General features: G+C 45.2%; 14 protein-coding genes and 1 pseudogene. 4 read left to right on the top strand and 11 right to left on the bottom strand.

What is annotated here, in order from left to right:
- Window positions 1–40 precede the first annotated feature (40 nt).
- The 5 genes from NSU00_RS02785 to NSU00_RS02765 all read right to left on the bottom strand — a co-directional run bounded on the left by NSU00_RS02785 (window position 41) and on the right by NSU00_RS02765 (window position 4,058).
- Window positions 41–871: a glycerophosphodiester phosphodiesterase family protein gene (locus NSU00_RS02785; protein WP_340702299.1), complete on the bottom strand. Its 831-nt coding sequence runs from the start codon at window positions 869–871 to the stop codon at window positions 41–43.
- 37 nt (window positions 872–908) lie between these two features.
- Entirely contained in the window at window positions 909–1,184 is a 276-nt protein-coding gene (locus tag NSU00_RS02780; protein ID WP_013858419.1) for a hypothetical protein, read from the bottom strand.
- On the bottom strand, window positions 1,181–1,339 hold the full coding sequence (locus NSU00_RS02775) for a hypothetical protein (protein ID WP_340702298.1): 159 nt from the start codon (window positions 1,337–1,339) through the stop codon (window positions 1,181–1,183). The genes NSU00_RS02780 and NSU00_RS02775 overlap by 4 nt, the downstream gene beginning before the upstream one ends.
- Before the next feature lie 376 nt (window positions 1,340–1,715).
- Window positions 1,716–3,179 (bottom strand): transposase, encoded by a 1,464-nt coding sequence (locus NSU00_RS02770; protein ID WP_340702297.1) that lies wholly within the window; start codon window positions 3,177–3,179, stop codon window positions 1,716–1,718.
- A 450-nt stretch (window positions 3,180–3,629) separates the two neighbouring features.
- Window positions 3,630–4,058, bottom strand: coding sequence for a transposase (locus NSU00_RS02765; RefSeq protein WP_236579010.1), 429 nt, complete (start codon window positions 4,056–4,058; stop codon window positions 3,630–3,632).
- 125 nt (window positions 4,059–4,183) lie between these two features.
- Between NSU00_RS02765 and NSU00_RS02760 the strand changes: the two are divergent.
- Window positions 4,184–5,736: pseudogene (locus NSU00_RS02760) on the top strand (IS5 family transposase).
- Between the two features lie 25 nt (window positions 5,737–5,761).
- Here NSU00_RS02760 and NSU00_RS02755 read toward each other — a convergent pair.
- From NSU00_RS02755 to NSU00_RS02730, 6 genes are all read right to left on the bottom strand, one after another.
- Complete coding sequence (locus NSU00_RS02755; protein WP_047185753.1) at window positions 5,762–6,085, bottom strand: hypothetical protein; 324 nt, start codon at window positions 6,083–6,085, stop codon at window positions 5,762–5,764.
- A 12-nt stretch (window positions 6,086–6,097) separates the two neighbouring features.
- Window positions 6,098–6,643: a hypothetical protein gene (locus tag NSU00_RS02750; RefSeq protein ID WP_340703379.1), complete on the bottom strand. Its 546-nt coding sequence runs from the start codon at window positions 6,641–6,643 to the stop codon at window positions 6,098–6,100.
- Window positions 6,601–7,863, bottom strand: a complete 1,263-nt coding sequence (locus NSU00_RS02745; RefSeq protein ID WP_445684497.1) for an IS1380 family transposase — start codon at window positions 7,861–7,863, stop codon at window positions 6,601–6,603. The genes NSU00_RS02750 and NSU00_RS02745 overlap by 43 nt, the downstream gene beginning before the upstream one ends.
- A gap of 399 nt (window positions 7,864–8,262) precedes the next feature.
- On the bottom strand, window positions 8,263–8,553 hold the full coding sequence (locus tag NSU00_RS02740; protein WP_340702295.1) for a hypothetical protein: 291 nt from the start codon (window positions 8,551–8,553) through the stop codon (window positions 8,263–8,265).
- A gap of 102 nt (window positions 8,554–8,655) precedes the next feature.
- On the bottom strand, window positions 8,656–10,590 hold the full coding sequence (locus NSU00_RS02735) for a DUF2339 domain-containing protein (protein ID WP_340702294.1): 1,935 nt from the start codon (window positions 10,588–10,590) through the stop codon (window positions 8,656–8,658).
- Between the two features lie 100 nt (window positions 10,591–10,690).
- On the bottom strand, window positions 10,691–11,050 hold the full coding sequence (locus NSU00_RS02730; protein ID WP_340702293.1) for a glycoside hydrolase: 360 nt from the start codon (window positions 11,048–11,050) through the stop codon (window positions 10,691–10,693).
- Between the two features lie 241 nt (window positions 11,051–11,291).
- Between NSU00_RS02730 and NSU00_RS02725 the strand changes: the two genes are divergently transcribed.
- From NSU00_RS02725 to NSU00_RS02715, 3 genes are all read left to right on the top strand, one after another.
- Window positions 11,292–13,070, top strand: a complete 1,779-nt coding sequence (locus NSU00_RS02725) for a sigma 54-interacting transcriptional regulator (RefSeq protein ID WP_340703378.1) — start codon at window positions 11,292–11,294, stop codon at window positions 13,068–13,070.
- A gap of 140 nt (window positions 13,071–13,210) precedes the next feature.
- Window positions 13,211–14,404, top strand: coding sequence for an iron-containing alcohol dehydrogenase (locus tag NSU00_RS02720; RefSeq protein ID WP_340703377.1), 1,194 nt, complete (start codon window positions 13,211–13,213; stop codon window positions 14,402–14,404).
- A gap of 98 nt (window positions 14,405–14,502) precedes the next feature.
- Window positions 14,503–15,960 carry a CoA-acylating methylmalonate-semialdehyde dehydrogenase gene (locus tag NSU00_RS02715; RefSeq protein WP_207369037.1) on the top strand — a complete coding sequence of 486 codons (1,458 nt, stop codon included), beginning with the start codon at window positions 14,503–14,505 and terminating at the stop codon, window positions 15,958–15,960.
- Window positions 15,961–16,136 lie beyond the last annotated feature (176 nt).

Raw genomic sequence — 16,136 nt, 5'->3', positions numbered from 1 at the left:
TCCTTCTTTCATGCAATAAAAAAAGCACCCACCCGGATGCTTATTTCAGTAATGCCTTTGTATAAGTAAGATGATTTGTAAAAACGCCATCAGCTCCATCTTCTATGACTCTTTTTTGTTCTGCTTTTTCTTTTTTAGAATCAAAGAAGAATACATATACTTTCAAATGGTTTTGGTGCATTTTTTGGATTAATTTTTTGTCAGCCAGTTTTGCATCTAAGCCAATGCCAACAGCGTACTTCCTCCATTCTCTTGTTTTCTGATCAGTGAAGTCTTTTTTGTTTTTAAAAAGCGTTAGTTGCACGAGAGGAACTGATCTATCCAATTTATGGATTTTCTCAAGGCTTCTTGCCGAAAAAGATTCAATCATTACCTTCTTTTTCTTAATTAGGCCTTTTTTATTCAGAAGCCTGATCAATGGCTCCTCCATTTTTAATTCATTGCCGACTCGTCTGGTTTCAATAAAATAATTTGTTTTCGATCCATACTGATTGATGAGTTCTTCAAGGGTAAGAATACGTTGGCCCTTGTATTTTTTACCGAACCAGCTTCCCGCATCCAACTTTTTGATTTGCTTCAAACTGTAACGTGTTACATCCCCTTTCCCATTTGTAGTTCTGTCCAAAGTTGGATCATGCATCAGTATGAGTTTGTTGTCTTTTGTTTCCCTTAAATCCAACTCAATATAATCAGCTTTTTCATTGACGGCAAGCCTAAATGCGGGCATTGTTTCTTCAGGTGCCCGGTCATCTGCTCCTCTGTGAGCAATAATAAGTGTTTCCTTTTTTTCTTTTTTCGCAACCGCGGAAGAGCAGCCCATCAGGTTAAAAACAAAAATGCAGACTATGGAAATAAAAAATATTCTTTTCATACTATTAATTTATCATAAGATGGGCAGAAATGTGTTTTTAATTTGTCTCTTGTTCTGCTGTATTATCTGCCGTCATGTCGTTCACCATGGCGGATAGATTTTCCGCCGTTTTCTGTGACAATAGTTTTTCAAATTTTTCCATATCGAATCCGGTACTGGTCAACTCATCACGTGTCAGGGTATACGTGCCAGATGTCGAAAAATACGCCGAATCAATTTGAGATGTCACCGTTACTGGAACCGTTGCACCGGTAATATTTCCGTCATTGTCCTTTGCAAGGTTAATATTTGTAAATTGGATTTTAGCGCTCATTTTTCATCCACTCCTTTTTCATCATTTTCGTCTTCCTCGTCATCTACTCCAAACTGGTCACATAGATAATCATAGATTTCCGATTGCTGTCCCTCATATTCGGTATCCTCAAATTTTTTTAACACCGCCTTGTGAATGCTAAGAGCCTCTGCCAAAATAAAAATATACCCTTGAGCGAGGCTCTGGAAAATTAATTATCCCGATTTTTTTTGCCTTTTCATCCAGATTTTCAATTTACATCCAGATTTTTAATTCAATAGAAGTAAAACGGTCATTTTTCTTCAGAGCCTCTGCCAAAATAAAAATATACCCTTGAGCGAGGCTCTGGAAAATTAATTATCCCGATTTTTTTTGCCTTTTCATCCAGATTTTCAATTTACATCCAGATTTTTAATTCAATAGAAGTAAAACGGTCATTTTTCTTCAAAAAAAGGGCATACGTATCCCGCCTTCACAAAATGGTTTTTTTCACTACCCTTTGTGGAAAGAAAACGTTCATTTGAGTTATTCACATATCCACCTGTGAATAACTTAATTTGCTCTTTGCAGCCGATTGCGTGTCCATCCACAATTGGCCTTTCCAGTCTGATGGTACGCCATATTTGCCATGATATGCATAGATATCATGCATCGATCTACATGAGCTTCAACTGCCTGTTTCCCACGCTTGTGAACACGACGGAGACTGTATCCGTCTTTTAGAATGCCAAAGATTCTTTCGATGATCGTTCTGGCACTATATAACACTTCAAATGTGCGCCCATGTTGCGGCAACTCGACATCTACTTGAGGCGTTTGATCAAAGTCTATCCTAAATACTCTTCCTTGTGCTGCCCCATTACAACATTCCGCGTGATTCGCTAGCGGGCAGGTGAGACCTTCTTGCTTGGCATTTGGATGAAATACAGGACAAGTGTAAATATATTGCCCCTTTTCCCGATCAGATCCTCTAAGTTCCATTTTATGTCCACTGATACAGATGGGAGTGCCGTACCGGTTGATTTTTTCAATCCCCCGGGCGGTAGTTGGTTTATCTTTACGGTTCCGTGGATTGATCGGTGCCACCAATTTCGCCTGTAATACATCCTTTGTCACTTTTTGATTTTCCGGCGTTTGGTAGATTCCATCTGCCAGGATAAAGCTCAACTGCTCAGCCATCTCGGGGTGCTCTGCCTTAAACGTTTCCAATGTCGGTTCTAATGTTTTCCCATCGGGTGTATTTCCTTTAAATACTTCCCGCGTCAAAGGCAAACCGGATCTCACCCCGCACACCATTGATAATTTATGCGCAATATAGGAGACTGCATTACTTTTACGCATTACCCCTACATTGTCGTCCGTAAGGACTTTGGGGCAATCGCAATCACCCTCACAAGAACACGTCTTCCTTGTTTTATTCAAGGTTGCTTCTGCCTCTATATGCGATGTATCCACGGCGGCTGCTTCCTCATTCGTTTCAACCACGCCTTCCCCTTTATTATATTCAACAACCAATAGCCGGGCTTTTTCCCAAAGACCATTTGTTGTCATGATTTGATCAAAACGAGCAAAGGAACGGTAGCTCGGAATTTTCTCCGTAAATCCACACATGGTGGCAAATAGCGGGTTTGATTTCACTTGCAAATAGACACTCTCCACCATCACTTCAATATACTGTAAAGAGGCCAGTTCAAAAGCACGAAAAAAGGGCATGAAAGGATGCGGTTTTCTCCCAGTGGAAGGGAGATGAAATAATGAAGACGCAGACTTGTCTTCTTCCTCCGTTATTGAAAATAGTGCCGGTTGTATTTCATTAGAAGGATCATGTGCTCTTTCATTTTTTAGGTGCAAATATAAAAGGGTGTAGTATTCTCGTTCAATCGGCTTAAAAATCTCCCATGGGAAACACATGGCTGGAATGACAAATGGTATATCGGCATAGTCTTGCCAATTGTGGGGAATCAAATTTTGTTGTATTGAAAAGTCTCTGGTTTGTGTTAGAATAGAAATAGTCATGAAATCACTCCCTGGATATTTGGTCGTACTTATATCTTAACAAAGGAGTGGCTTTCATGGCTCTTTTTTTTCAAAAAAAATCATCCTTTTCCGTTTTACAATATTTACCACAGGAATGAGTAGCCTAATCTATTGAAACCCGCCCAAAACCGACCAAAGTGGAAAAATTTAGACACTTATAATAAATAAATTTACCCCATTAAAATCAAAAACTCACAATTTCTTTTTACATTTGTCATAATGTTCCTACAAACGTCTTTTTTCTTTAGTGGAATAAATCAACGACCTTTAATTGTCTGACTGCTTACAGTTTCAGGGGATATAGCATTTTGGCAAGGGCTCTCAAAAAAAGGGCATACGTATCCCGCCTTCACAAAATGGTTTTTTTCACTACCCTTTGTGGAAAGAAAACGTTCATTTGAGTTATTCACATATCCACCTGTGAATAACTTAATTTGCTCTTTGCAGCCGATTGCGTGTCCATCCACAATTGGCCTTTCCTGTCTGATGGTACGCCATATTTGCCATGATATGCATAGATATCATGCATCGATCTACATGAGCTTCAACTGCCTGCTTCCCACGCTTGTGAACACGACGGAGACTGTATCCGTCTTTTAGAATGCCAAAGATTCTTTCGATGATCGTCCTGGCACTATATAACACTTCAAATGTGCGACCATGTTGCGGCAACTCGACATCTACTTGAGGCGTTTGATCAAAGTCTATCCTAAATACTCTTCCTTGTGCTGCCCCATTACAACATTCCGCGTGATTCGCTAGCGGGCAGGTGAGACCTTCTTGCTTGGCATTTGGATGAAATACAGGACAAGTGTAAATATATTGCCCCTTTTCCCGATCAGATCCTCTAAGTTCCATTTTAGGGCTTGCTGAATAAGCAAAAATTCCAGATTTGACAAGGATTTTGGCTACTTTTGTCGAATATAAAGTGTAAGGATTTCAAAGGAAACACGTAAAAAACCTTGCACTTGGAGGCTGTTACGATGTACAAAAAGACCGAACATCAATTAACTTTTGTAGATGATTTTTTTCTACCATTCGGTGGGAAATGAAATAAAGAAAATCGCTGGGTCCGTCTTGCTGAAATGATTCCTTGGTGGATGGCCGAAGAAAAGTATGCCAAGTCCTTCAAGAAGAAATTCAAAGGCGAAAAGGCTTATTCTGTCAGAATCGCTCTTGGGGCTCTTTATATCAAAGAACGGCTTGGGCTGTCTGACCGGGAAACAGTCGAACAGATCACAGAAAACCCGTATCTTCAGTATTTTATCGGCTTGCCTGAATTCCAGGAAAAAGCCCCATTCGACCATTCTCTGATGACTCGTTTTAGAAAACGTTTGGGCGCAAATATCATCAACGAACTGAATGAATGGATCGTTCTGGAAGAACAAAAACGCCAATTGGAAGAAGCATCTAAGGAAAACGACAACAATGATGATCAGGATCACGACGATGACGATCATGATGATGAAGATCGTAATGATCATGATCATGATCGTGGCGATCTTCAGCCTTCCGGTTCCGATTCAGAAAAGCATTCAACTGAATCGGCTTCTCCCAAAACGAAGAACAGAGGAAAGCTCATTTTGGACGCAACCTGTGCACCGGCTGATATTGCTTACCCTACAGACCTCGGGTTGTTGAACGAAGCCCGTGAGAAATTGGAACATATCATTGATGTCCTGCATGAACCACACAAAGGGAAATTACGTAAGCCACGGACCTACAGAAAAAGAGCCCGCAAGGACTATCTTTCTGTCGCTAAGCAACGTAAAGCTGGCGCCCGGAAAATCCGGAAAGCTGTAGGCAAACAGCTCGGATATGTGAAACGAGATCTGGAGATCATTAAAAATCTTGTTTCCCAAAGCTCTCTGTCTCTTTTAAGCAAAGATGAATACAGGCAACTTCTCGTGATTCATGAACTTTACCGCCAACAGGCAGAAATGTACAAAAAGAAAACACACCGGGTTGACCACCGGATTGTAAGCATTTCCCAGCCACATGTCCGTCCAATTGTGCGCGGCAAGGCAAAAGCGAACGTGGAGTTCGGTTCAAAAGTCGCCATCAGTGTCGTAGATGGTTATGCCTTGATTGAGCACCTCGACTGGGAAAATTACAATGAAGGGACCACTCTCAAGGAATCTGTTGAAAACTACTACAACCGGTTCGGATTTTATCCGGAAGCGATCTTGGCAGATAAAATTTACCGAAACCGTAATAATCTGGCATACTGCAAATCTCTTGGCATTCGTCTGAGTGGGCCAAGGTTAGGACGCCCATCCAGAACGGAAGACAAAACCTTGGAACGCGTCGCAAGGCAGGATGCCTCTGAACGTAATGCCGTTGAAGGCAAATTTGGCGAAGGCAAGCGCAAGTATGGGCTGGGCCTTATTCGAGCACGCCTTCAGGAGACCAGCGAAACAGTAGTAGCCCTTCAATTCTTCATACTGAATCTGGAGCGCAAGCTCAGGGTTCTTTTTTTTAATTTTTACACAACACTATTTTATATTTTGATAATCGGAATTTGGCTTGTATCTGACCAAATTTGATTCGTTCAGCAAGCCCTAATTATCATCTTGTTTTCTTAACAATTTTTCACAGAGTTCCACACAAATACCTTGTGAGCTAAACCTTTTCAACAGTTCGCTTAAATTGACTGACAAACCATTATCTTGTAATATTTCTTCAAACTGTTGGTAGGTTAAATCAGGCATGATTTTTGCTTTCTTTTCCGGAAAAGTCGCTTGAAATTTTTTGTTAATATCTTCTGTTTTAGACTCTAGTACAATTGCTGTGGATGTGAAAGTCAAAATTGTTTCAATGAAATCAATATCAGTATTAGATAATCCTTTACTTCCTAACCATTCACTAACAGTTTCATTTTCCATACTATTTCACTCCTAAAAAAATAACCAATCAGCACCGTGAATTGCCCAAGCTACAGCGATTGATATATTTTCAGCTACTCCTTTGCTAACCCTTGTGTTATCTTTAAACCATACAGGAAGCTGAGTACGAACTTCATTAGCTGCGTTGGCCCCTGCATTTTCAAACTTCTTCAAAAAATTCCCTATCTTTACACTATTGCTTTTAAATGTTCTTGCAGTGGCAGAATCAATAATTTTGAAGGCTCTAGCTGCATCAATAACTTCATCTCCACCTTTTAAAAGTAACTCCTGAATCCGTGACGAAAATATAACAAACGCCGTTAATAGGTAGATTTCCCAAGAGTAAGGATATAGTGGTGTCCGACTATTCGATAAATGCACTTTTAGTGATTCAGTATGTAAAAATTTCCCTGTTTCATTCGTTTTTGTGCACGCCAAATAAATCTGCAAATTTCCATTTTTGCAAGTTTTCGTTTTTTTATTTCTTTTTCCTAGTAGTCTATTGATCGGGATGTTTAGTAAAAGGCTTGATACAAACGAGTAAAGACCGGTAACCATTTGTTGGTCTCCGCGACTTTTAATTTCCATTGCCGGCCACGGAAAACCAGCTTTGAGGCCAGTGTGATCATATTCTGGATGACGGTTCGGATTCTTCTTCTTGTTGTTTTCTTTTTCAATGGCGTATCTTGTTTTTTCAAGCTTTCTTGTCCAATCAAGCGAAGCAGGTTATACGCAAATACACCGAAATGGAGCACAAGGCCATTCGTTTCATATTTGCCTGACGGCAGCCGTTCGAGATCCAGTTCTGATTTAATTTCACTATGGAACTGTTCGCAAGTGCCATGGTTATGATAAAGAGAGATCACCACATGAGGCGGCACTTCAAGGTCCGTCCAGTAGGTTTCAAATTCATACTCGGGAATTAAAAAAATTTGTCCGTCTCTTGAGATGGTTCTTTCGGTCACTTTAAAAACTTTTCGGATGCTTCGCTCCTGGTCCTTAATTTGAATGGTTTCGGGGATGGATCCAAGGTAAACCTTCTTTCCTTCCCGTTCTTCACAACAGATCCCATATTTTCGGGCAATGTACAGCCAGTCCTCAGCTTTTTCCTTACGGGGATTGCGTTTGATAATAAAGCTTGCATGGTTTTCTAGGAGAATAATGAGATTATCCCGGCTGTCATTTCCGGAATCAAGCCTGAAAAGCAATGGCTGATCTGTTAGTTTCCGGGCAGATTGAATGGTTTCCTGGATGAAATTTGGTGTACCTTTTTGGCAGTGGACACTTCCCTTTCGCATCTCAACATGCAGGCAGTAACCTTCCTGTCCCATGTAAGCGAACATAGGGGCATAACCGTCACAGCCTTTATAGGTTCTTTCTACCCCTTCTTTTTTTGTCTTGGAGTTATCGAAAGGGGAGACATCCAGATCAACCGGGATATACGGTTTGTCTTTGGCGTAAACCGGGCTGATTTCCGCATTTGTATGGCGAATCAGATCCAGCGATTCTTCGTGCAAGATCGTTTTCCATTTTTCCACCAAGGCGGCCTGGTCCAATCGTTGCCTGAGAGTCGGGCTGGAAGGAACCCTCTGGATATCCAAAGCCAGTGCAAAAAAAGCATCATCACGGAAGGTTTCAATATTGTCATAATCACTTTTTCCCTGGCAAAGCAAGCCGATATAAGATTTAGCCACATCGCCATTGAAGCAAGCCGGATACCGGGAGATATCCGGGAGTTTATAGGCATTCAACCTGTTTATTGCAAAATTAAAGTGCAGAGATGTGCAAAATTTCTATGCAAATGGTTATGCAGAGGGGCTTTACATGGAGGGGTAGCCATGATAACCTGTTTGGGTTTGCCAAATCTGTTACAGCTGGCCGCTTGGCAAAAGAATCATGGCTGCAGAGGCTCCATGTCAAGCCCTTAATAGCGAGAATTCAGATTGAATTTTTATGCGGTATAAACGAATTTATATACTGCAATACTCTGCACTTTTTTCTTGCAAAAAACATTCAACCTGGAAACTAAATTCGTTTGATTTAGTAAATTTCCTACTATCGCTAAGCCAGCTTGGGCAACAATTCATTCTTTTGTGGGTTCTATCACAAACTTTTTCATGAGATCACCTGAATGTGGAATGAATTTAATTTGTCTGATATACCAATTATACTAAATTTTATGCGATTTGTTTGCCTTTAAGCGGAAATTTCGTCACGGATTCAGGTTCGTTAAATGCCTTCATATCTTTCACGTCGTAGGTATCGTCGTGGATGATGGGTTCTCCGTTTTCATCTTTTTTTGAGTGCTCTTTTAATAGCTCAATGCGGTCTTGATCGACCAATATAGCGCGCTCCTGTAACATATCAATAAACCGACGACGGAAACGCGATTGTTTCCGTACCAGTTTCAGCCCGTACATAAAGTTGGCAATTTGTGTTGATTTTCCATTTTCCAATTCTACTTTCACTTGTCATGCCCCTTTTTAAGGATGATCGCGCTTTCATTTCACCGTTTTTTGCCTCTTCAGCCATATTTTTTAAAAAAAACTGCACCTATCACCTGCCTTCTTTCAGGTGATAGGTGCAAGGCAATAAAACACTATTTTTTTCACATAGAACAGCCTTGACACAAGCAACCCGACTGTCCCGAGCGCAATAAACAAAATCGTCCGGATGAAAAGGTTGACGGTATGCATATCGACAAAAATCAGTTTACAAAGCGTGATCAAAAGCAGGATCATCCCCGCGAGCCGGATCTTCTTATTGTCTTTCCAAACCCCGAGCGCCACTCCAGCTGCAGCATATACCATCCAGACAAAAGACTGGAGCATCATCCGCAGGCTGACGGACCAGCTTTCTGCAACCGCACCTGCCAGCTGGGTAAGAAAAACAAGATGAAAAAAGGCATTTACGGCGATCATAAAGTTTTTCAGACCTTCCTGTTTCAACGAAGGTGCAGCCAGCATCCGGTAGAAAAACAGCATCGTCCCGATCACAACAAGCCACACGAAAGTCTCCGCACTGAACACATCCCGGATCCATGCGGTGGAAAATAATTGAAAAGTTGTAAAAATATAAAGCAATAACCCGATAACCTGCTGAATGACTGCTTTAAAATGAAAGCCAAGATAAATGGCGACCGTGGCTACAATAAAATACACGGCAAGATTTAGCACATGATCAGGCAAAATCTGGTATAGGAAATAAACAACGCTTACTGTACAAATGGAAATGGAGACAGAGATCTGCTCCCGGTTTTGTTTTTCCCGGCCGTAGTAGGCAAACCAGCCGTAAGCGACTGCAGCGGCCAATAAGTATAGATTAAACAGCGCATGTTGAAGCGATGCTTGCAGCAATATGCCCGGCACTTCCTCCAGCGTACTATAAGCCCATCCGGTTGTCAGCACAAAGCTTGAGAATAAGACCGGCACCGTTGCCTCTCCTATTCCCTTCTTGTAAAAAGCAACCCAGCAAAGCAACGCATGCTGAATGATCGCCCCAAGCACAACAGAATACGAGATCCCTGCACCAACTTGATTGATCAAAAGATTGATATAAAGGATAAAAACGGCGGCATGCCACAGCCCACTTGCCGTATAAAACAGCGCTTTGTAAGCTTTCCGGACGGCAAACAAGAGCAAAAGCGCATAAAATGCCGTTTCATACCAAATAACAAAATGGGCGGCATGTTCCCTTCCTTCTACCAAAAGCGGCACAAGATATCCGGCACATGCGGTTAAAATCGCCATGGCTTCCGAACGGTGCCGGCCGGAAAGAAACATCCCGATCCCGACCCAGACCAGGTTCACGATAAATGCAACAAAAGGCGGTACCATGCCGTACAAAACATGCATCGCAAACGTCGTCAAAATGGCAACGGAAACGGCGCCGGACAGCAGCACGGTTCCAAGTGCCACCATTTGTTTCTTAATCTGTCTCTCCCCAAAAAAGTACAGCACAGCGGCCACGCCAAAACCGAGCAAAACCCTGATTAGTTCCGTCCCCGCAATGGCCACAATGGTAAAGGCAAAAATGATGCCCAGAAGCAGCACGAAAATAAAAATTCTCGGCAGCCACACCCTCCCAAGGCGGTATTCCCAATCAACCGGTTCCGGTTTCGCCTGAACCGGCGTTTTCTGCACCGGTATTTCAGCATTTTGCACCGGTGTTTCAGCATTTTGGGGGCGCGGTGCGGTTTTCTCAACCCGTTTATCCGGCGTGCCGGTGGTGGATGGCACGGTACTTTGACCGGCTTCCATTTTGGCCGGCCGGTTTCCTTGTTTCGCCGCAAGGCCAGTTTTTAATGTTGCCACTTCCTGTTCCAAAACGGCCACTCTTTGTTCAAGCTGTTCAATCCGGTCCATTTGGTTCCCCCTCAATTTCTCTTCTTCTATAAAGATATTCGAAGCAGGCAGTCTGATTTCCTTTCTCATTTTGTCTTTTTTCGACAGGTTAAGGCGGATTTTGCCGGTTGACCCGCAACCAGCAAGCGTGCCGTTTTCCAAATCGGGATTACCCCGCTGCAAGTTCCTTTTTGATGGCAATAACCTCCCCGGCTTTGTTCCGGATTGTCTGGATTGCGATTTCTATACTTGCACTTTCCTTTCAAAACTCATTTGCCAAATCTGCAAGCCGCCTTCCGCGGTTCTTGTAATTTGTAAAATTGCTTTTCACATCGATAAAAAGCGCATTCGGCGAAAACGGGCCTTTCTTAAGGTAGTGCAGATGGAAAGCTTCGGTGATGATTTCAAGCGAAACATCGTTTTCCAGCTTCCGGAATGCCGGGACCGGAAACTGCCGGTTCAGCACGGTTTGTGTCGCCCTGTCTTCAAATACGCCGTTTTCCGCGTATTCCAAGCGGATCAGCTTCGGCGTCAGCACGGTAAACCGGTAATGCTCCCCTGTTATAACAGCCTGCGGATCGGCCTGCGGGCTTAATGGAAAACGCATTTTTTCTTCATTCATCACGGACCACCCTTTTTTCATTTTACTATTCGCTCATGCAACCTTTTCCCTTTTTCCTCCAAACAGCAACTCTTTTCCCATTAAAAATCATGCTGATTCGGCAAAAAAATTTTACAAATGGCACTTTTCAAAAGGAAATCGGCAAGAAAAGAAGAAATTATTCTTTGCATGCTTAAAAACGATTTAAATAGAACGGCTACCGGTATTCCGGCAGCCTTCGTTTCAAAAAGAGGAATGAGAAATGGCAAAACCGCTTTACTATGAAAAAATGGAAAGCATGTTAAAAGCAGGTGTCTGGATGTCCCCTTGCCCTTATGCCATCCGGCCGGGGACCGTGTTCCGGGAAGCGGCATGCATCATGCGCGGGCAAAATTTAAGCAACCTTGTGGTCGCAGATGAAACTGACCAGCCAGTCGGGATGCTGACGCTGCATCATGTCCTCGCCGCATTGCTGGATCACATGGAAAACGAACCGGTCTTGCGGGCACTGCCAAAGAGAAATTTTGCAGCAATCTCCGAACAAGCAAGCCTGCTTGACGTGCTGCCCCTGCCTTTTTCTGCCTTTCCGGTCGTAAATGAAAACCGGAAATGCACCGGCATCCTTACAAGGCATGATATATTGGACGGGCTCGCGCACTATATCCGGCAAATGGCGCAAACAAAAAACGCAGCAGAGATTTTAAACGCCGTATTGGAGAGCGCCTATGAGGGCATTGCCGTTGTCGATGAAAACGGCATTCTTATCGAATTTAACGAGGCATACAGCCGGTTTACAGGAATCAAACGGGAAGATGCGATCGGGCGGCATGTCACCGAAGTCATTGAAAATACAAACTTGCATGTCACTGTCAAAACGGCCATCCCTGAGCGCGGCGTCATCCAATATATTCAGGGGCAGACAATGGTGGTCCATCGTATCCCGATTTGGAAAGAGGGCCGGGTAGTGGGCGCGATTGGCATGCTGATTTTTGAAGGCGTCTCGGAATTGTATCAAATTTTCGGGCGGCTGCACCAGGATGCTTTGTCCGCCCGGGAAGAAAAAACAGATGCCAAAAAGATACCGGACCAGGCCGGCTTCACACAAATTTTAGGAACGAGCGAAAGCATCTCCCGCGTAAAACGGCTAGCGAGAAGGGCGGCACGGACTTCGGCAACGGTCTTGATAACAGGGGAAAGCGGAACAGGGAAGGAACTGTTTGCCAAAAGCATCCACCAGTTGAGCCCGTATGCGCGGGGGCCATTTATTACCGTCAATTGCGCGGCGATTCCGGAGCCTTTGTTCGAATCCGAGCTTTTTGGTTACGAAGAAGGCGCATTTACCGGCGCAAAAAAAGGCGGGAAGCTCGGGAAATTTGAACTGGCGGAAAACGGCACGCTGTTTTTGGACGAGATCGGGGAACTATCGCCCGCCATGCAGACGAAACTGCTGCGTGCCATTCAGGAAAAAGAAGCCGAGCGGGTCGGCGGTGTAAAAAAATATAAAACGAATGTGAGAATTGTCGCCGCTACGAATCGCAATCTTGAAGAAATGGTAGAAGCCGGCACGTTCCGGGCGGATTTATATTACCGGCTCAATATTATCCGGATCCATTTGCCATCGCTACGCGAACGAAAAGAAGATATACCCGGCCTGATTTCCCATTTTCTGAAGGAATTTTGCCGGCGTTACGATTTGCCCGAAAAAAGGATCAGTTCGGAGGCAGTTGCGGCGATGATGGCTTACGGATGGAAAGGGAATGTAAGGGAACTGGCCAATACGGTGGAAAGGCTTGTGACACTCGCCGACGGGCCGAAAATCAGCCGTGGCGATCTGCCGGAAGCGATTCATGAGGCCCAGCCGGCAAAGGACATCCACGCTGAATCTTTAATCAGCCGCGCCAGGCAAGCGGGCGAGGCGCAAGAAAAAGCGCTCATTATCCGGGCGCTGAAAAATGCGGGCGGCAATAAAACGAAAGCGGCGGAACTGCTCGGCATCCACCGCACAACGCTTTACCAGAAAATCAAAAAATATAAACTGTAGCGCCTGTAGTGTAGCTAGCCCGCTACAATTGTCGTATTTTTTCTACACTTTTCCGGCATCAAACGGGCCCGGTTCTGCAAAACGCTTTTGGCATGCTTTTTGCATTTAAAAAGGCAGCATAGCAAAGGAGTGAAAACAAAATGAGGCAAGCCGTATTCCGGACCCCGCAAACCATTCTTTACGGAAAACAATCTTTTGAAAAAATCGGTGAAGAGGCAGCCCGAAGAGGAAAAAAAGCTTTAATTGTCACGGATAAAATCATGGCCGGGCTTGGCAATGCGGATGCGTGCCAGCGCATTTTGCAGGAAGCCGGCGTGAAAAGCGCCGTGTATGCAGGCGTCAATGCCGAGCCGGTTGACCATTATGTCTCTGAAGCGCTCGCCCTTTTCCAGCAGGAAAGTTGCGATCTGCTGGTTTCTCTTGGCGGCGGCAGTTGCATTGACACAGCCAAGGCTGTTGCCGTTGTAGCAACGAACGGCGGCTATATCGGCGATTACATGGGCGGAAGGAAAATGGCAGAAAAGCCGCCTGTCCCGCATATAGCGGTTCCAACAACGGCCGGAACAGGGTCGGAAGCAACAGACGCCACGATCATTACGAATACTGCCAGAGATGTCAAAATGATGATCAAGCAGCCTGCCTTTATGCCGGCTGTCGCCATTGTGGACCCTGTTTTGTCAAAGTCTTCCCCAAAACCGGTTACAGCGGCAACCGGTGTAGATGCCCTAAGCCATGCGATTGAAGCGTATATTTCAAGAAGGGCGCATCCGTTAACCGATACGCTTGCCCTGTCCGCTATGCGGCTTATCATCCCGCACTTAAAAAGCGCTTACGAAGATGGGGAAAATATGGAAGCGCGCGATGCCATGTCGCTCGGTTCTTTGCAGGCGGGGATGGCATTTTCCAACGCTTCTGTCTGCCTTGTGCACGGAATGAGCCGGCCGATCGGCGCACTCTTCCACGTCCCGCACGGCATATCGAATGCCATGCTGTTGCCGGCTGTGCTTGAATTCAGCAAATCCGCCTGTTTGGAAAGGCTCGCGGATATCGGAAACATTTTTTCACCGGAAGCGAAATTGTCCGGCAAGGAAGCGGCTGATCTTGCCGTCAGCACCGTCAAACAGCTGTGCCTTGATTTAAATATCCCGAATTTAAGCGGCTGGGGCATTCCGCAACAACCGTTTGAAAGCGCCATCAACAAAATGGCTTCCGATGCCCTTGCCAGCGGCAGCCCGCAAAACAATCCAAGGGTTCCTTCACAAAAGGAAATAGAAGATTTATATCTTGTTTGCTATGATTACCAGTTTTCCGGGAAAGTGCAGGCCCGGGGATAGAGCAACCGGGCTTTTTTACACCCCAGCCGCTGCCACAGTGTTCTTTGCGGCACGGGTGCCCAGTACTAAAAGCATACTTATACGAGGAGCTGTTGATGATGAAAACAACGACGAAAAATATTTTAAAAAATTATGTGGGCGGCAAATGGATTGAGCCGCAAACAACCCGTTACCAGGCTGTCCCGAACCCTGCGACAGGCGGCCTGCTTGCAGAAGTGCCGCTCTCCGTTGCCCTTGATGTCGATGAAGCGGTAGAAGCCGCAAAAGAGGCTTTCAAAACGTGGAGCACAACACCCGTTCCGAAACGTGCGCGTATCCTGTTCAAATTCCAGCAGCTGCTTGTCGACCATTGGGATGAACTCGCCAAAATGATTACCGAGGAAAACGGAAAAAGCTATACGGAAGCTTACGGGGAAGTGCAGCGCGGCATTGAGTGTGTGGAGTTTGCTGCAGGCGCCCCCTCTCTCATGATGGGAAAACAGTTGCCGGATATTGCAACCAATATGGAATCCGGCATGTACCGCTACCCGGTCGGTGTTGTCGGCGGCATTACACCGTTCAATTTTCCGATGATGGTGCCGTGCTGGATGTTTCCGCTGGCCATTGCCATGGGGAATACATTTGTCCTGAAACCGTCGGAACGCACACCGCTCCTTGCCAACCGGCTTGCGGAACTGTTCCGGGAAGCAGGCCTGCCGGATGGCGTGCTCAATATCGTCCATGGCGCACATGATGTTGTCAACCGGCTTTTGGAACACGAAGACGTGCCCGCAATCTCCTTTGTCGGGTCAAAACCAGTGGCCGAATATGTGTATAAAACCGCCGCAGCCAATGGAAAACGGGTTCAGGCATTAGCAGGCGCCAAAAACCATACGATCGTGATGCCGGATGCCGATCTGGACGCCGCGGTAAAAGAAGTGATCGGCGCTGCTTTCGGATCAGCTGGCGAACGGTGCATGGCCTGCTCGGTTGTGGTCGCTGTCGGAAACACAGCCGAACCGCTTTTACAAAAACTGAAGCAGAAAGCGGATGAAATTCAAATAGGCAACGGTCTCGATGACGGCGTGTTCCTCGGGCCAGTCATCAGAAAGGAACATAAAGAACGTACGGAAAAATATATCGAAACCGGGATAGCGGAAGGCGCCGTTTTGGTGAGGGACGGCAGAAAAGATGCTGCTGCGCGCGGCGATGGCTATTTCCTCGGGCCGACCATCTTTGACAAAGTCACCCCGGATATGCGCATTTGGAAAGATGAAATTTTTGCGCCGGTCCTCTCCGTTGTGCGCGCGGCAAGCCTGAAAGAAGCGATTGAAGTGGCAAACCGGTCTGAGTTTGGCAACGGCGCCTGCCTGTTTACAAAAGATGGCAGCAATGTCCGCTATTTCAGGGAAAATATCCAGGCCGGCATGCTTGGCGTGAATATTGGCGTACCTGCCCCCATGGCCTTTTTCCCGTTTTCCGGCTGGAAAAATTCCTTCTTCGGCGACCTTCACGCAAACGGCACAGACGGCGTCGAATTCTACACCCGCCGGAAAATGCTGACAGCAAGGTGGTAAAAATCAAGGAGCTGCCCGGCGTGGCGGCTTCCACTCTCTTTTTTTGCAGTCCGGTTTCCCGCTTTTCCCGAATGAGTGGAAAAACCCCGACAGGATCCCCGGACGCTTTTGCAACGATACTTCGGGGGTAATGCTTGCAATCAAAAGCTGATGCAACTGTGGCAGATGCATTCTTT

The organism is Weizmannia sp. FSL W8-0401, assembly GCF_038009125.1.
Taxonomy (GTDB): domain Bacteria; phylum Bacillota; class Bacilli; order Bacillales; family Bacillaceae_C; genus Weizmannia; species Weizmannia coagulans.
The sequence above is the reverse complement of the archived record's forward strand: the minus strand, read 5'-3'. Positions and strand labels throughout refer to the sequence as shown.

What these genes read in the sequence shown, in the direction of transcription:
- NSU00_RS02730 (WP_340702293.1), bottom strand. Translation starts at nt 11,050, where the DNA reads ATGAATGAAGAAAAAATGCGTTTTCCATTAAGCCCGCAGGCCGATCCG.
- NSU00_RS02720 (WP_340703377.1), top strand. Translation starts at nt 13,211, where the DNA reads ATGAGGCAAGCCGTATTCCGGACCCCGCAAACCATTCTTTACGGAAAA.
- NSU00_RS02750 (WP_340703379.1), bottom strand. Translation starts at nt 6,643, where the DNA reads ATGGTTACCGGTCTTTACTCGTTTGTATCAAGCCTTTTACTAAACATC.
- NSU00_RS02725 (WP_340703378.1), top strand. Translation starts at nt 11,292, where the DNA reads ATGGCAAAACCGCTTTACTATGAAAAAATGGAAAGCATGTTAAAAGCA.
- NSU00_RS02780 (WP_013858419.1), bottom strand. Translation starts at nt 1,184, where the DNA reads ATGAGCGCTAAAATCCAATTTACAAATATTAACCTTGCAAAGGACAAT.
- NSU00_RS02765 (WP_236579010.1), bottom strand. Translation starts at nt 4,058, where the DNA reads ATGGAACTTAGAGGATCTGATCGGGAAAAGGGGCAATATATTTACACT.
- NSU00_RS02755 (WP_047185753.1), bottom strand. Translation starts at nt 6,085, where the DNA reads ATGGAAAATGAAACTGTTAGTGAATGGTTAGGAAGTAAAGGATTATCT.
- NSU00_RS02770 (WP_340702297.1), bottom strand. Translation starts at nt 3,179, where the DNA reads ATGACTATTTCTATTCTAACACAAACCAGAGACTTTTCAATACAACAA.
- NSU00_RS02785 (WP_340702299.1), bottom strand. Translation starts at nt 871, where the DNA reads ATGAAAAGAATATTTTTTATTTCCATAGTCTGCATTTTTGTTTTTAAC.
- NSU00_RS02715 (WP_207369037.1), top strand. Translation starts at nt 14,503, where the DNA reads ATGAAAACAACGACGAAAAATATTTTAAAAAATTATGTGGGCGGCAAA.